12 protein-coding genes are annotated in these 15166 nt (G+C 69.5%); 8 read left to right on the top strand and 4 right to left on the bottom strand.

Features of this window, described 5'->3' with window-relative positions; translation table 11 throughout:
• The first annotated feature begins 371 nt into the window (after positions 1–371).
• On the top strand, positions 372–2087 hold the full coding sequence (locus tag AB0I04_RS43270) for an aromatic amino acid ammonia-lyase (protein WP_360898500.1): 1716 nt from the start codon (positions 372–374) through the stop codon (positions 2085–2087).
• Here AB0I04_RS43270 and AB0I04_RS43265 read toward each other — a convergent pair.
• Positions 2084–3571, bottom strand: coding sequence for an FAD-dependent monooxygenase (locus AB0I04_RS43265; RefSeq protein ID WP_360898498.1), 1488 nt, complete (start codon positions 3569–3571; stop codon positions 2084–2086). The two genes, AB0I04_RS43270 and AB0I04_RS43265, sit on opposite strands and share 4 nt — an antisense overlap.
• A 61-nt stretch (positions 3572–3632) precedes the next feature.
• Between AB0I04_RS43265 and AB0I04_RS43260 the strand changes: the two genes are divergently transcribed.
• The 4 genes from AB0I04_RS43260 (at position 3633) to AB0I04_RS43245 (ending at position 7986) form a co-directional block, all read left to right on the top strand.
• A complete protein-coding gene (locus AB0I04_RS43260) occupies positions 3633–4253 on the top strand; it encodes a TetR/AcrR family transcriptional regulator (RefSeq protein WP_360898496.1) in 621 nt (206 codons plus the stop codon).
• Positions 4254–4556: 303 nt separating this feature from the next.
• Entirely contained in the window at positions 4557–6323 is a 1767-nt protein-coding gene (locus tag AB0I04_RS43255; RefSeq protein WP_360898494.1) for a SulP family inorganic anion transporter, read from the top strand.
• 587 nt (positions 6324–6910) lie between these two features.
• Positions 6911–7696, top strand: a complete 786-nt coding sequence (locus AB0I04_RS43250) for a DUF202 domain-containing protein (RefSeq protein ID WP_360898492.1) — start codon at positions 6911–6913, stop codon at positions 7694–7696.
• Between the two features lie 35 nt (positions 7697–7731).
• Positions 7732–7986 carry a hypothetical protein gene (locus AB0I04_RS43245; protein ID WP_360898490.1) on the top strand — a complete coding sequence of 85 codons (255 nt, stop codon included), beginning with the start codon at positions 7732–7734 and terminating at the stop codon, positions 7984–7986.
• 61 nt (positions 7987–8047) lie between these two features.
• Here AB0I04_RS43245 and AB0I04_RS43240 read toward each other — a convergent pair whose 3' ends face one another.
• Positions 8048–8557: a MarR family transcriptional regulator gene (locus AB0I04_RS43240; protein ID WP_360898488.1), complete on the bottom strand. Its 510-nt coding sequence runs from the start codon at positions 8555–8557 to the stop codon at positions 8048–8050.
• A gap of 5 nt (positions 8558–8562) precedes the next feature.
• A complete protein-coding gene (locus AB0I04_RS43235; RefSeq protein WP_360898486.1) occupies positions 8563–9900 on the bottom strand; it encodes an MFS transporter in 1338 nt (445 codons plus the stop codon).
• Between the two features lie 243 nt (positions 9901–10143).
• On the opposite strand from AB0I04_RS43235, the gene AB0I04_RS43230 reads away from it, so the two are divergent.
• Together AB0I04_RS43230 and AB0I04_RS43225 are read left to right on the top strand one after the other, a co-directional pair.
• Entirely contained in the window at positions 10144–10785 is a 642-nt protein-coding gene (locus AB0I04_RS43230; RefSeq protein WP_360898484.1) for a TetR/AcrR family transcriptional regulator, read from the top strand.
• Positions 10786–10788: 3 nt separating this feature from the next.
• On the top strand, positions 10789–12870 hold the full coding sequence (locus AB0I04_RS43225) for an AfsR/SARP family transcriptional regulator (protein WP_360898482.1): 2082 nt from the start codon (positions 10789–10791) through the stop codon (positions 12868–12870).
• Here the strand turns inward: AB0I04_RS43225 and AB0I04_RS43220 are convergent.
• Positions 12848–13687, bottom strand: coding sequence for a PE-PPE domain-containing protein (locus tag AB0I04_RS43220; protein ID WP_360898480.1), 840 nt, complete (start codon positions 13685–13687; stop codon positions 12848–12850). The genes AB0I04_RS43225 and AB0I04_RS43220 overlap by 23 nt on opposite strands.
• 405 nt (positions 13688–14092) lie before the next feature.
• Between AB0I04_RS43220 and AB0I04_RS43215 the strand changes: the two genes are divergently transcribed.
• Positions 14093–15061 (top strand): cyclase family protein, encoded by a 969-nt coding sequence (locus AB0I04_RS43215; protein WP_360898478.1) that lies wholly within the window; start codon positions 14093–14095, stop codon positions 15059–15061.
• Positions 15062–15166: the final 105 nt, after the last annotated feature.

Genomic DNA, 15166 nt, shown 5'->3' with positions numbered 1-15166 from the left:
TAGTTGCAGACTTGAGCAAGTAATAGATATAAAATGAGCGTACGGCACGGGGTGGCCGTACGTGTTGAGAGGGCCCAGTTCGGGGGAGGACGCCATGGCCCGGCAACGCGACCTGTGGGTGACGACCACGTTCTGGGCGCTCAACGTCGTTCTCGTGATGTACGACGTTCTCGATAAGACGTGGACCGCCGTACAGAACCTGTGACCATCGCATTCCTCGTCCCGCCCGAACAGCTCGTCCACCGGTCAAGGCTCGGGCAACAACCGCTGAGCCGCTTTCCCGTCCGGCCTCCGCGAGGGCTAAACACGGCTCTGAGCCGGTCTCGGACCGGATACCGGAGATCTCGGGGGATGAGTTGATCACTGGTACGGTGCGGATCGCCGTGGGGGCCGTCTGCCTCGCCGGCTTGACCATGCCCGCCAGGGCGCTCGCCGTCCATCCGTCCGGCGTTCTGACCGGTGGCCCGGCGTCCCCGGCCCGGACCCTCGTCCTCGATGGCGCGTCGCTGTCGGTCGAGCAGGCGTTCGCCATCCTGGACGGCGACGCGGTGTCGGTGCGGCTGGCACCCGCCACGCGCGCCCACATGGTCCAGACCCGGCAGGGAGCGCTGGCGAGAATCGCCTCCGGGCAGCGGGTGTACGGCTGGAACCAGGCGCTGGGACCGCTGAAGGACAAGCCGCTGACGCTGGATCAGCAGCGGCAGTTCCAGCGGTCCATCCTGCGGTCCAACGCTGCGGGAGTCGGTCCCGCGTTCCCGGACGACGTGGTCAGGCTGGCCCTGGTGCTGAAGGCGAACCAGATGGCCAGGGGCGCCTTCGGGGTCCGCCCGGAGGTGCCGGAGCGGTTGCTCTCGCTGGTCAACGCCGGGGTCACGCCACGGATGCCGCAGATCGGCTCGCTGGGCATCGGGGACCTGCAGCCGCAGGCCGCCGCCGGGCTCGCGGCGATCGGCGAGGACGCACCGGTGCGGTATCGAGGCCAGGAGGGCCCCGCGTCCGAGATGTTGCCCAAGGCCGGGCTGCCCCGGGACTTCGTGCTGGAGGCGGGTGAGGCGCTCCCGATCGTCAGCGGCAGCACCGTCGTCGCGGCATCGCTGCTCGACGCCGTGCACCGGGCCACCGCGCTCGCCGACCAGGCCGAGGGGGCGCTCGCGCTGTTCATGGAGGCGACCCGGGCCGAAGAGAGCTCGCTGGACGCCCGTACCCACAACGAGCGTCACTTCCCCGAGCAGAGCGCCGTCGCGGCCCGGCTCCGCGCGCTGGTCGGCGGCTCCGGATGGATGACGGAGGAGGGGCGCCGGCGGCTCGACCCGGTCCACTACCACCCGCGGATCCAGGACGCGGTGTCGGTGCGTGCGGCCCCGCACATCATGGCCGTGCTCCGCCACGGCCTCGGCGACGCGCGTACGGTCCTGCGGAACGAGGCCAACTCCGCGACGTCCAACCCGCTGGTCTTCCCGCAGAAAGACCAGCGCGAGTACGAGTTCGTCATGGGCGGCAACTGGGACGGCTCGCTCCTGGGGCACACGGCCGACTCCCTGAACGCCGAGATCACCGATCTGGGCGTCCTGTCTCAGGAGCTGTCCGCCCGGCTGCTGTCGCCGACGTGGAGCTACGGCCTGCCGGCCAACCTCGCCGGCGGTACCCCGGGACTGAACTCCGGAATGATCCAGGTACAGACCGTGGCCACCGCGCTGGTCCCCGAGATGCAGGTACGCGCCGCGCCCGCCGGTGTGCTGTCCCGCCCGGCGAAGTTCGGGCAGGAGGACCACAACACCATGGCGATGGCGTCGGTGCGCAACCTGCAGGGCAACCTCGACCGGCTGGAGACCGTACTCGCGGTGCAGTTGCTGATGTCGGCACAGGGCGTCGACCTGATAGCCGGGCAGATGTCGGGCCTGCCGCTCGGCGCCGGGACCCGGCGCCTGCAGGATGCGATCAGGCACTACATCAGGCCGCTCGGCGACGACCGCTACATGACACCGGACCTGCGGACGGCGACCTGGCTGGTGCACAACGGGTTGCTCCTGCAGGCGCTCCGGCCACCGGCTCCCGCCCCGATACCGGCAGGCCGACCCTCGCCTTAGAAAGAGGTCGCCTCCAGGCTGTCGAGGCTGTGGATCACCGCCGACTCCAGACTCGGTGAGGCAGCGTCTACGGCCCGCCACACGTATCCGTCCGGCCGGATGATCGCCGCGCCGACGCCGGACCAGTCCGGACCGCCGGTTTCGGCGAGCGGGCCGGCATGCGTCTCGATGCCCATGGCCGACGCGGCCTCGGCCGCCCTGCCCAATCGGTCGCCGCCGGACAGGTCCAGGAGTACGGGCCGGCCGTCGTGCAGGGCGCTGAAGATGATCGAATCCGGCTCGGCCGCGGGCGCTCTCGTACCGACCAGTGGGTGCGCCGCCGGGCCGGAGGGCGGGTAGGTGATGTCGAGCGCGGCCAGTTTCTCGGCGAGAGTGCGCTCAAGGCCCGGGTGGGACGCGATGAGGTTGCGCAGCAGGGAGCGCAGCGCCTGCCCGTCCGGTGTGATCGCGGTGATCAGCGCGCCCTGGGCCAGCGTGTGCTCGGCCAGCGCCTCGCCCACCGGGTGGCGTTCGTCGTGGTAGCTGTCGAGCAGGCCCGCCGTCGCGCGGCCCTGCACCTCGGCGGCCAGCTTCCAGCCGAGGTTCATCGCGTCCTGCACGCCGACGTTGAGTCCGACGCCGCCAGCCGGCCAGTGCATGTGCGCGGCGTCTCCGGCGAGCAGCACGCGGTTCTTGCGGTAGGTCGCCGCGTGGCGCGTGGCGTTGCCGAACCGGGTGAGCCAGCTCGGATCGCGCATGCCGTAGTCGGTGCCGGTCACCCGGCTCGTGATGGCCCGCAGCGCCTCCAGGGTGAGCTCGTCACCGGCGTTCTGGTTCTCCGGGTCGAAGCCGGTGACCCGGTACCGTCCCCCACCGATCGGCAGAGCGATCACCGCGCCTGCCGCGTTGTGCATGCTGATCACGGTGCCGGGAGGATCGTCCAGGACGACCTCGCCGATGAAGCCGTACGCCGTGATGTCCGTACCGGGGAAGTCGATGCCGGCGGCCTTGCGGACCGTGCTGCCGGCACCGTCGCAGCCGACCACGAACCGAGCGCTGAGGGTCGAGGTGCCATCCGCGCCGGTCACCTCGACCGTGACCGACGAATCGTCCTGCGTCAGGCCTGTGACGGAATGCCCGCGCACGATGGGGACGCCGAGGTCCCTCGCGCGGCGTTCCAGCAGCTCTTCGGTGCGTACCTGCGGATACGCGAGCATGAAGGGGTACGGGGTGTCGAGCCCGGTGAAGTCGAGCCGGCTCTCGAGCATGCCGAAATGCCAGCTGGGCACGGGAGCACCCTCGGCGACGAACTGCTTCGCGAGGCCCCGCATCGCCAGCATTTCGATCGTACGGGGATGCAGTCCGAGCGCCTTCGAGTGCGGGCTGCGCTGCTCCTCGCGCTCGAGGACCAGTGTGGACACGCCCGCCAGCGCGAGCTCGGCGGCGAGCCAGAGCCCGACCGGCCCGGCGCCGACGACGATGACCTGCGCGGACGCTTTCTCCATGATGCCGTTCACATTCATAGTAATACCATTACAACGAATGTTCCTCCGTTAGTATCACGTCATGCCGCCTCGCAACTACACGTCCGAGATCCGGAGCCGGCATGCGGCGGACACCCGCCGGGTGATCATCAAGGCGGCCCGGGAGCTGTTCGCCAGGCAGGGGTACACGCGCACCAGCGTGGCCGAGGTCGCGGCCGCGGCCGGCGTCGCCGTGAACACCGTCTACACGAGCGTGGGCGGCAAGTCCGCGCTGATCCTGGCGATGACCGAGGACAGCGCCGCCGACGCGGTCGGCTCCGACAGTCTGCAGCGGATCGCCACGCTCGACGATCCGCGAGAGATCCTCCGGGTCACCGCGGAGGGCACCGGGACGGTGCAGCGCAGGCAGCAGAAGACCCTCACGATCCTGCTCGACAACCGGAACGCCGATCCGGACATCGCGGCCGCCGCCGACCTCGCCACCCGGTTCGTCCAGGAGCGTTTCGGCATCATCGCCGAACGGCTGATCGAGACGGGTGGCGTGCGTCCCGAGCTCACCAGGACACAGATCGAACAGACGCTCTGGTTCTACTTCGGATTCGACGCCTGGAGGACCGTCCGCGGCATGGGCTGGACCTGGCCGGACGCGACGGAGTGGCTGGCCACGCAGGCCGCCCACGCCTTGCTGCCACCGGCGGCGTAGCGTTCCGCCCATCGGCCGCGTCATCAACCCTGACGAACGGCCGCGCAGTGGCTGAGGACTCGGGGGTGCGTCTCCCGACCGGACCGGCCGCGATCAGGTGCAGTGATCGAGATCCATGATGTCTGCGGTGCTCATGTGGCCTGAAGGTCGCAGCCCGATGTCTCGGACGGTAGTCCACTCCTGCACGGGTCCCCGAAATCGACACGCCTGATTACTTTCAGTAGTCGAGGCTGGTCATGCCGGCGACTCGGTGACAGATCCAGGCCGCCTCGTGGTCTTTCCGTACTACGGGAGGAAGCGCAGATGCCGGACAGCACGCCATCCGGATCGTCGTTCGGAGCGTTCCATTCTGGCCGGTCGAACACCGCCCCTTCCGTTGGACAACGCCGCAAAAGGCATCTGCGCCGGCTGGTCGAGTTGCTGCCGGGGCGGGCGGACTGGTCGGCGATGCGGCGACATCCACGGCGGGACATACTGGCCGGGCTCTCAGTCGCGGTGGTAGCGCTTCCGCTGGCACTGGCGTACGGCGCCAGCTCAGGCCTGGGAGCACGCGCCGGGCTGGCCACCGCCGTGGTGGCCGGCGCTCTGGCGGCGATCTTCGGTGGCGGGGCACTGCAGGTGTCAGGACCCACAGGCGCGATGACCGTCGTGCTCCTGCCCATCCTGCACCGTTTCGGCCCGGACGGCGTCCTCCTGGCCGGGCTGATGGCCGGCGTCATCCTGATCGGCGCCGCATTGGCACGGCTGGGCCGTTACGCACGCTGTGTGCCGACCGCGGTCGTCGAGGGATTCGCCATCGGTGTCGCAGCGATGATCGCGCTGCAGCAGGTGCCGGCCGCGCTCGGGCTCGCCTCGGGCCATCACGACAAGGTGTGGCGCGAGGCGGTACGGGCGATCCTGGCCTACGTCCGGGGCGTGCGGCCGGCCCCGCTGCTGATGGCGGCGGCCGTGGCGGTGGTCGTGATGACCGGTAACCGATGGCTGCCCAAGGTTCCCTTCCCGCTGGTGGCCATCGTGATGGCGACGGTCATCGCCGACGTGCTCCCACTCGGCCTTGACCGTGTCGGCGCGGTGCCCGCCGGCCTGCCCGCGCCATCCCTGACCTTCATCCGTTTCGACGTCGTCGCGGCGTTGCTGCCGTCGGCACTGGCCATCGCGGTGCTGGCCGCGCTGGAAGGCCTGTTGTCGGCGGCGGTGGTGGATGCGATGGGCGGTGGCGAGCGCAGCGACCCGGACCGGGAGTTGTTCGGTCAGGGTCTGTCCAATCTGGCCGTGCCGCTCATCGGCGGAGTCCCCGCCACGGCCACGCTGGCGCGGACCGCGGTGAATGTACGGTGCGGGGCGACGTCCCGGCTGGCATCGTTCACCCATGCCGTCGTGCTCGCGGTGATCGCCTTTGCCGCCGGCGGGCTGGTCGCCGACATCCCACGCGCGGCGCTGGCCGGGCTGATGTTCGGCGCGGCCGTCCGGATGATCAAGGTCGGCTCACTGGCGTCGATCTTGCGGACGAGCCGTATCGACAGCCTGATCGTGGCGTTCACCTTCACCGTGACCGTCGCCGTCAACCTCATCGCCGCCGTCGCCGCCGGAGTGGTGATCGCGACCCTGGTGGCCATCGCCACCCTTGCTCGCAGCTGCCACATTGAGGCGATACCCGTCGAAGCAGACGCCGGCAGGGGCGATGACCCGCGTTCGGACGATGCGCAGGGCAGCACGGTGAAAAGTGAGATCAGCGTGTACCAACTCGATGGGCCCTGGTTCTTCGCGGCCACTCATCGCCTGCTCACCAGCCTCACCCAGATCGCCGGGCCGCGTGTGGTCATCCTGAACATGTCCAGCGTTTCGGCTCTCGACCTGACCGCGGCCCGCGTCCTCGCGGAAGTGATCACGTATCTGCGTGCCCGCGGCGTCACCGTGCTGCTCGCCGGAGTGCGACCCGGTCATCACGAGCTGATCATCAACGCGACGGGTGCGCGGCCGCCGTCGGGCGAGCTGATCCACTCCGATCCGGCCGCCGCGATCTCCCATGCGCGAGCCCTTCTTGCCGCAGCCGAAGCCCGTACCCAATGACAGCGTCGCGTTTTCCGGGAGACGGCGGTGTGCGATGGACGCGGCCCGGCCGGCTCTGCCACGACGCCCGGGGTGAGAAGTGATCGCCGGCGGGACGGTGCTGGTCGGGGTGGACGGCACCGATTCCGGACTGGCTGCGCTGGCTCGCCGGGGCGCTGCGCGAGCAGGCGCGCTCCCATTCGGCGTGCACGGTCTACGTGGGGGCACGGATCCGTTCCCGATGGGCGGCACGGTTACATCACTGCACGGCGATGGAGCTGGAACGCCGCTGCCCCTGCCCGGTCCAGGTGGTCCGCTTCGCCGCCGCTGATCCATGAACGAGCGTCATCGCGGCAGCGGGCCCCTTCTCACGTCCTGGTCCGGTTCGGGCGTCGGCACGTCAATCCAGCGTCGGGGATACAAAGAGCTTTCCGACGGTTCATATCCCGCGAACCATGCCGACGATGTAACCGTGCGTCAATATCTGATTATTCTGCGTAAATGATTCTTTGACAGAACTATCCGCGATGTCGCTTCGCGTTCCACCAGGTCACCGCGACAGCCGATCGGAAGGACGCACCAAGATGCCGGCCCTGGATGTTCTGCGTGTGGAAAGACCCCGCCCCCGGTTCATCCGCGACCTCCACCACGCCGAGTGGTTCGGGGTATCGACCGTGTGCCTGGGGCTGTTCGTCGGACGACTCGACACAGGGATCATCACCTTCTCCTTGCCGGCGCTGCAGCAGGATCTCGGTGCGCCCCCTCATCCACACACACCTCATGGCAGCCCGCCGGTCGAGGCCCACCGGAACCCGTCGGCCGGCCGCCTCCCGTCCCTCGCAGCTCGGGAGCTGGGCATCGCGTTCGCCGTGGCAACGGTCACCCTCTTCCTGCGACCTCATTCACCCCTGCCGATGGCCGGTGACCGGCTCGCCTTCGCCCTCCTCACGCTGGCCACCTTGACCGCCGTGGTCACGTCACCTCACCTGCGGGCTCTCGGACGACCACTCCCGAGAGCAAATCCCGGCGACGCGACCGCGCCGGACGTACGGTTCCTGCCGGACGTACGGTTCCTGTTCGCCAACGAACGGACCTTCCTGGCCTGGAGCCGAACCGCGCTCGCCCTCGTGGCCGCCGGACTGGCGAGTATCCAAGTCCTGCGGCCCTTCCCCGGCGTTCCATGGAGTCGCGATCTGCTCGGCGTCCCGCTGATGGTCCTGGGTGCCGTTGTCGCCGCGGTCAGCTACCTCGAGTTCAAACGCAATCACAAGGTCCTCCATGAACAGCGACCGTTGCCACGATCACGGCTACCGACGATCCTCGCGGCCGCCATCGCCACGACGGCGATCGCCTCGTTGATCGTCGTTGTGGTCTCGGCGGTCCGCGGCCGATGAACACCCCTCGCGAAGGGCCGGACCGAGACCCCGGCATGGCCAGGGAACGAACACAACTGGCTCGGACCCGTACCGCCATTTCCGTCGCGTCGCTGGGCGGCGCGATCACGAAGATCGATCCGGTCATCGGGCTGCCGATATTGGCCGTCAGCGCCCTGATCTGCGTCGCCTGCCACTGCCGGCCTCCCGGACCATCACCGCGCGGCTCCCGGGGGCGTTCGCTGCTGACCGCAGGGGCGATCGTGTGTGTCTGTGCGGCGGCACTCACGAACGTGCTGCTCAACGGCTGAACACATGAAAGATCCGGAGGCAGAACTTCGTCGACATCCACGAGCAGCGTTCCACCCCGCTTTATTCGCTCGATGACGCGTCCGCCATCGCGTCGACGGCCTGCGTAAGCTCACGCAGAGCCGGAAGGGCGCCGGACAGGGCTCGAGTGTGGCTCTCGTCCAGGGATGCCAGCGCCGCCTCGATGATCGAGGTATTGGTGCTCTTCCACGCCTCGACGGCCTCAAGCCCCTTGTCCGTCGGCTTCAGCGCGACCGCACGGCCATCGCGGCCGCCCGCCGAACGGGTGATGAGGCCCTTGGCATGCAGGCCGTTGGCCAGGGTGGTCACCGAGTTCGGGGCCAATCGCAGCCGCCGCGCGAGTTCGCCCGGGCGGATCCCCGGCTCATCCGCCACCGCCGACAGAAGCTCCAGCTGCGCCACCGCCAGCGGATTGGCCGGATCAACGGCGCGAGCGGCACGGCGCATCGCACGTCGCAATCGAGCGACCGTGTCGGCGAGCTCAGGCCCTGCAGGTTCTGGTCTCCGGATGTCCTCTGCGGGAGGGACGGTAGATCGATCGCGCTCGTTCATGACCGTCATTGTCGCTTTGATCCCTCGGTTTGATAGACCTTTCGCACTGTGCCCGGTCGACCGGTCCTGGCGTACGCGGCGCTCACGACGGCCGCCAGGCCCGCGACCGCCATCATCACGACCGCCGTACGCGCGCCGCCGGCGTCCTTTCCCGCCACGTGCAGCGCGAACGTGACCAGCGCGATCCCCAACGCGGTGCCGATCCCCCGGGTCATGTTGACCATTCCCCCGCCGGTGCCGGAGAGCCGCGCCGGAACGGCCGACAAGATCACGGTGTTGTTCGCCGGGATGAACACTCCCAAGCCGATTCCCAGCAGTCCGAGCAGCACGATCACCGGACCGGTCGCGGTCGGAGCCGGAACCAGCAGCGCCAGGGCCGCCAGGGCGACCGCCGCACCGCCGACGCCGCGGGCCCGGTTCCCCCATCGGCGCGGCAGGATTCGGTCGGTGCCCAGAGCCGCGATCGCGAACCCGACGGGCAACGCGGTCAGCACCAGGCCGGCGTGCGCCGCCCCGCCGGGCAGTATCTGGGGCATCAGCGCCAGCGGCCCGAACAGCACCAGATAGCCGCACAGCGCCCCGAACAGCCCCGTCGCCACCCCCGGGGCGCGGAGCAGAGCCGGATCGATGAGCGGGAAGCGCGCACGCCGTTCCCGGATCCACAACCCGGTCCACGCGACACAGGACAGGCCCAGCAGGCCGAGGATCGCGGAACCGGGCAGGCCCAGCCCCGAAGCGCCCGACAGTGCCACCAACAGGGCGGTCGTGGCGGCCGCGATGAGCAGGAGCCCCGGCCAGTCGAGACGCCGTACGGTGCTGCGCTCGCGCGTGCGAGGCAGCAGATAGTGACCGGCCACGATCGCCGCGCACCCGACGGGCACGTTGATCCAGAACACCCATCGCCAGCCCGCGGAGGCGACGAGCAGCCCCCCGGCGGTCGGCCCGAGCGCGAGGCCCAACGCCTGACCGGCGGCCTGCAGCCCCAAACCCTGACGCAACCGCTCGCGCGGCACGCTGGCACTGACCAGGGCGACGCTGTTCGCCTGCAACATCGCGGCACCCGCCGCCTGCACCAGCCGGAAGACCACGAGCGATTCCAGGGACGGCGCGAACCCGCACGCGGCCGACGCGACGGTGAACACCACGAAGCCCTGCAGGTAGACGAGTTTGCGGCCGGCCGCGTCGGCCAGCCGGCCCACCGCCGCCAGCAGGCCGACCAGCACCAGCAGGTACCCCAGCGACACCCACTGCACCGACGCCAGCGGAGCGCCGAACTCTCGTTGGACGGCCGGGTACGCCAGCGTGACGATGCTCGCGTCCAACTGCCCCATGAACGCGCCCACGCATACCGAGCAGACCGCCAGCCAGGGTGCCCACCGATGCTCCCTGACGGCCTTCGGACGTGGACTTTCCCGCAACAAGGTCACGCCGGCCCTACCCTCAACTAGTTCTGCCTCAGAACAATCACAGTATAGTTCTGCCTCAGAACAACATCTCGGGCGGGGGCATCGCGCCGTAGCCGCCGGGTCGCGCACAGAGAGCGCAACTCTATTGAACGCCCGGTCAATACTGGCTAAGTTGTCGCCGTGGTTAGGGTTCGCCTCGACACGGATCAACGGCGCGAGCAGCTTCTGCGCGTCGGCATCGAGCTTCTCGGCGCCCGCCCGGCGGTCTTCTCGATCAACGCCGTCGCGCGGGCGGCCGGGGTTTCGAAGGGGTTGCTGTACCACTATTTCCAGGACAAGGAGGAGTTCCTCGTCGCAGTGTTGCAGGCGGCAGCGGACGAGCTCGTCGCGGCGACCGAGCCGGACCCCGGCCTACCACCGCTCGAACAGATCGAGCACGCGATCGACGGCCTCATCGGCTACGCCGAGAGCCATGCGGCCGGCTATATCGCGATCTTCGGCGGACAGCTCGGCATCCCCGGTGTCGCCGAAGTGATGAACACCCGGCGTGAACAAAGGATCACCCGCTTCGTCGAGCACATCGCGCGCATGAGCCCGGGAGATCCGCAGATCGTCAGACGCTCCCGGGTGTTGAAGATTGCGATCGACGGGCAGCTGGCCTTCCTCGAGACGAGCGTGCTGCACTGGCTCGAGCATCGGGACCTGGACCGCGCACGCCTGCACCGGTTCTTGGTGAACTCCTTCCTGATGTCGATGCTCGCGGTGCATTCCGTCGATCCGGGACTCCGGCTCGACGATGTCGGCACCGCCGGCCAGAGGTAGACCATGACAGGGTCTTCGCGACAGCTACGGTTCGCGGTGCTCGGCCCGATCCGGGCATGGCACAGTGGTGTGCGGTTGGACCTCGGTCCCGTTCGCCAGCAGGCCCTGCTCGTCGCCTTGCTGCTGCGGCCGGACGTGACAGTCAGCCGGCAGGAGCTCCTCGACGGGGTGTGGGGTACGTCGCCACCGGGCACGGGCGGCAAGGTCATACCGGTCTATGTGCACCGGTTGCGCGAGTGCCTGCGCGCCTCAGATACGGGCGCCGCGAGCTCCGTGATCAGCAGCGATCGCGGCGGCTATCGCTTCGTCAGCGGAGACGTCTTGGTGGACGCCCTGCGGCTGGAGGAGATCGCCGACGAGGCGGGCTCGGCGAGAAATTCAGGTGACTTCGGCGCCGCGGTGGACGCCTGCTCCAGAGCCCTGGAGCTGTTCCAGGGTGAGCCGTTGAGCGGGATTCCCGGGCCGTTCGCCGAGGGAGAGCGGCTGCGGTTCGCCGAACGCAGGATCGCACTGGTCCAGGAGAAGCTCGAATGCCAGTTGCGGTTGGGCCGTTGCACCGACGCGGTGGGTGAGCTGTCGGCCCTGACGGCGACGCACCCCCACAGCGAATCGCTGGCCGCCTTGTTGATGCGCGCCTTGTACGGGAGCGGGCGGCAGGCCGACGCGCTCTCCGTGTTCACCGGAGTGCGTGACCGGCTGGTGGAGGATCTGGCGGTGGAGCCAGGCGAGGAGCTGCGTCGGGTGCACCAGGCGGTGCTGCGCGGTGACGACACCTCCCTTGTCGGAAACGCCGTGCCACGTGAGCCGACCGAGGCACCGACACCGGGGCGCGTCAGACCGAGCGCTCGCACGCGTAACGAGCTGCCGGGAGACGTGGGAGATCTCGTCGGGCGTCGCCGGGAGATCACGAGCCTCACCGCGCCGTCCCGTGCGGACGTCGTGTCGGTTGCCGTGGTGGACGGGGTGGCGGGAATCGGCAAGACGGCACTGGTCGTCCACGCGGCGAGGCTGCTTCAGGAGTCGTTCCCGGACGGCTGCCTGTTCGTCGATCTGCACGGACACAGCGAGGGGAGGGAGCCCCTTGCGCCGCAGCGTGCCCTGCGGCGGCTGCTGCGAGCGGTCGGCGCCGACGACGACGCGGAGGACCTCGACGAGCTCGCCGCGTGCTGGCGGGCGATGACCGCCTCGTTGCGACTGCTGCTGGTGCTCGATGATGCGGCCGGCGCCGAGCAGGCTCGGCCCTTGCTGCCCTCCGGGGCGGGCAGCAGGGTGCTCGTGACGAGCCGTCGGCGACTGGCCGGGGTCGACGCGGACCGCCGGATCTCTCTGGGGCCGCTTGCAATCGATGAGGCGGAGGTGCTTTTGACCCGCGTCGTGGGCGGGACGCGTTGCGCCCAGGAGCCGCAGGCGGTGCGCGAGCTGGCTCGCCTGTGCGACCGGCTCCCGCTGGCCCTTCGGATCGCAGCGGCGCGGTTGCAGAACCGGCCGACGTGGACGTTCGAGTATCTGGTGTCCCGACTGGCCGACGCTGAACATCGCCTCGGCGAGCTGACCGCGGAGGACCGCAGTGTCGAGGCGGCTTTCCGGCTTTCCTACGACCGGCTTCCGGCCGTGGTCCGGCGCGCGTTCCGTGTGCTGGGGCTGTCGCCGACTGCGGAGTTCGACCGGTTGACGCCGGCCGCCATGCTCGGCTGGTCACCGCGGGACGCCGAGCAGGCGATGGAAAGCCTGGTCGACGTCGGCCTGCTGCGGCAGCCGACCGCGGGTCGGTACCGGTTGCACGACCTGGTCGCGGTGTACGCACGGCGGCTCGCGGCAGCGGACCCGGCCGAGGTCGCCGCCGCACGGGCCGGCGTCTTCCGGCTCTACGTGGCCGCCGCGCGATGCGCGAGCGATCGCGGCCCCACGAGCTTCCCGACGGGCGACTACGAGCGGGCGTACGCCTGGTTGACCGATGCCTTGAACGTCACTTCGCCGCGGCCGGGCGACGAAGGTGTGCGCAGGGATGGGGGGCGGGCGCGCCCGGCTTCGGCGACGCCCGCCCCTGAACCTGTTCGGCCGATTACGAGGCCGGGTACCAGGTGATGCCGTTTTTGACGTCGTTGGCGATGGTCTGGGGAATGATGTCGCCATTATTCGGATAGCGACCGTGCTGCCGGAAATAGCCGACGATGGCGGGGGCCGTTTGCGCCTCCGGCGGGAAGACCGACGCCCCATCGCAGATGCCGTCGGAGTGGATGCAGAAGCGTTCGACGGGAACGCCGGAGAAGTTCTCCGGACCGGGACCTGGCGAGGTGATCCCGACGAGCGGAATGTTCCAGCCCTTGGGGTTCTTCGCCCAGAGCCCGGTGCCAGGCTGCATCGGGTCGGCGTAGAGCTTGCCGTCGACCTGCGACTTCGGGACCGCCGTGTCGCCATTGGCGACCCTCTGCAGCGCCATGTCCCCGACCTCGGCGCCTTGTGAGTATCCGACGATCGTGAAGTGTGCGCCCGGGTCCTCGTGGTACTTCTCCTCGAGCGCCTTGACCGTATTGGTCACGCCCTGCGCAACACTGTCGTCGAGGTGCGGCGCGGCCGGATCCGGCCTGAACCCGTTACCCACGAACGGGCCGATGGTGGCCGGGTAACAGACCGCAACCCATTTGCCGCCATTGAGATGATCGTTTGCGGCTGTGTAGTTGCCTTGGTAGCCGGTGGTGTACCTGCCGTCGCATCCAGCCGGGTCACCCGCGCCGGTGCCGCTGATCTCGATGTAGTAATGATTCGCGTTCTCGCCGAAGCCGGCGGACTTAACGGCCGTGCTGCTGGTGGAGGTGATCGCTGCGGTAAGGATCCCTGCCGACGCAAGGATGGCTGCGCCCCAGCCGATGGTTCTTCCCTTGATGGCTCGACTCCTTGACATAGGACATGACATGCGCTGAGCGCCGTGCGCCGAGGACACACACGGCGGCCGCGAAGCTACGCAAGTAACGCTAGTCGCCGCCGATGAATTCGTGCCGAAATGACAATCAAACGGGAGAGGTACTGGTCGCCGCCGATAAAATCGCGGTGAACCCCCAGGTCGCGCCCCGGCGCGCTCGAGGGACGCGGTGATGGCCTCGCCAATCTCCGCGAGCTGCTTCCCGCTCGACGCCGGCCGTGATGCGCGCGATCCTGGAACGGTGGGAGGAGACCCTGCCCACCCTGCCCACCCTGCACGCCCTCGCGGACGACGCGTCGCGCGACTGGCGGCCGCCGGCCTGCCGAGCGCGATCACCGGCCCGTACGACGACGTCGTTCTGGGGGCGTCCCTTCGCCGGGGGAACGCATGACCACGCATATCGATCCCACGGATCCGGCGGGCGCGATCGCCGCGGCCGCCAAGGCGTACTCGAACTGGGGGCGCTGGGGCGAGGACGACGTGCTCGGCACCCTCAACTTCCTCACCGACGCCAAGCGCCGCGAGGGCGCCGCCCTCGTACGGCGGGGCGTGAGCTTCTCGCTGTCGCAGCGGTTCGACATGAACGGCCCGCAGAAGGGCTGGCGGCGCCGCACCAATCCGGTGCACACCATGATCGACACAGGCACCGACGCGGCGCTGGGACACCAGGGCTTCCCTCATGGGATCGGCGGCGCCGACGACGTGATCGCGATGCCGCTGCAGTGCTCCACGCAGTGGGACGGGCTCGGGCACATCTTCGATCGGGGCAAGGCCTGGAACGGCCGGGCCGCCGAGAAGGTGGTGACCTCCGACGGAGACCTGGTCACCGGTATCGAGCACATGGCCCCGCACGTGGCCGGCCGCGGCGTGCTACTGGACGTGGGCCGAGTGGTCGGTGCTCAGGGCGAGCTGCCGGACGGGTTCCCGATCACCGCGGAGCACCTCACCGAGACCGCGGCGGCGCACGGTGTGGAGATCGGCCGCGGGGACATCGTCCTCGTACGGACCGGGCAGCTGGCGCGGGTGGGCCGCGACGGCTGGGGGGACTACGCGGGAGGGCCCGCGCCGGGGCTGTCGTTCACCACCGCCGGGTGGCTGCACCGTACGGAGATCGCCGCGATCGCCACCGACACCTGGGGCTTCGAGGTCCGGCCGAACGAGTTCGACCACGCCTTCCAGCCGCTGCACCAGGTCGTGATCCCCAACATCGGACTGCTGGTCGGCGAGATGTGGGACCTGGAGGCGCTCGCCGACGACTGCGCGACGGACGGCGTCCACGAGTTCTGGCTCACCGCCGCCCCCTTGCCCATCACCGGAGCCGTCGGCTCCCCCGTCAATCCCATCGCCGTCAAGTAGGCCGGCCGTCGACCTGGCCGTCCTCGTCGACCCGCCGCCCCGGCTGCCCTCGATCCATGCGGACGGTCCAGTCCCCCGCGTTCCCACCACACCGGCATCGGCGTT

This window comes from Actinoallomurus sp. NPDC050550, from assembly GCF_040655075.1.
Taxonomy (GTDB): Bacteria; Actinomycetota; Actinomycetes; order Streptosporangiales; family Streptosporangiaceae; genus Actinoallomurus.
The sequence above is the reverse complement of the archived record's forward strand: the minus strand, read 5'-3'. Positions and strand labels throughout refer to the sequence as shown.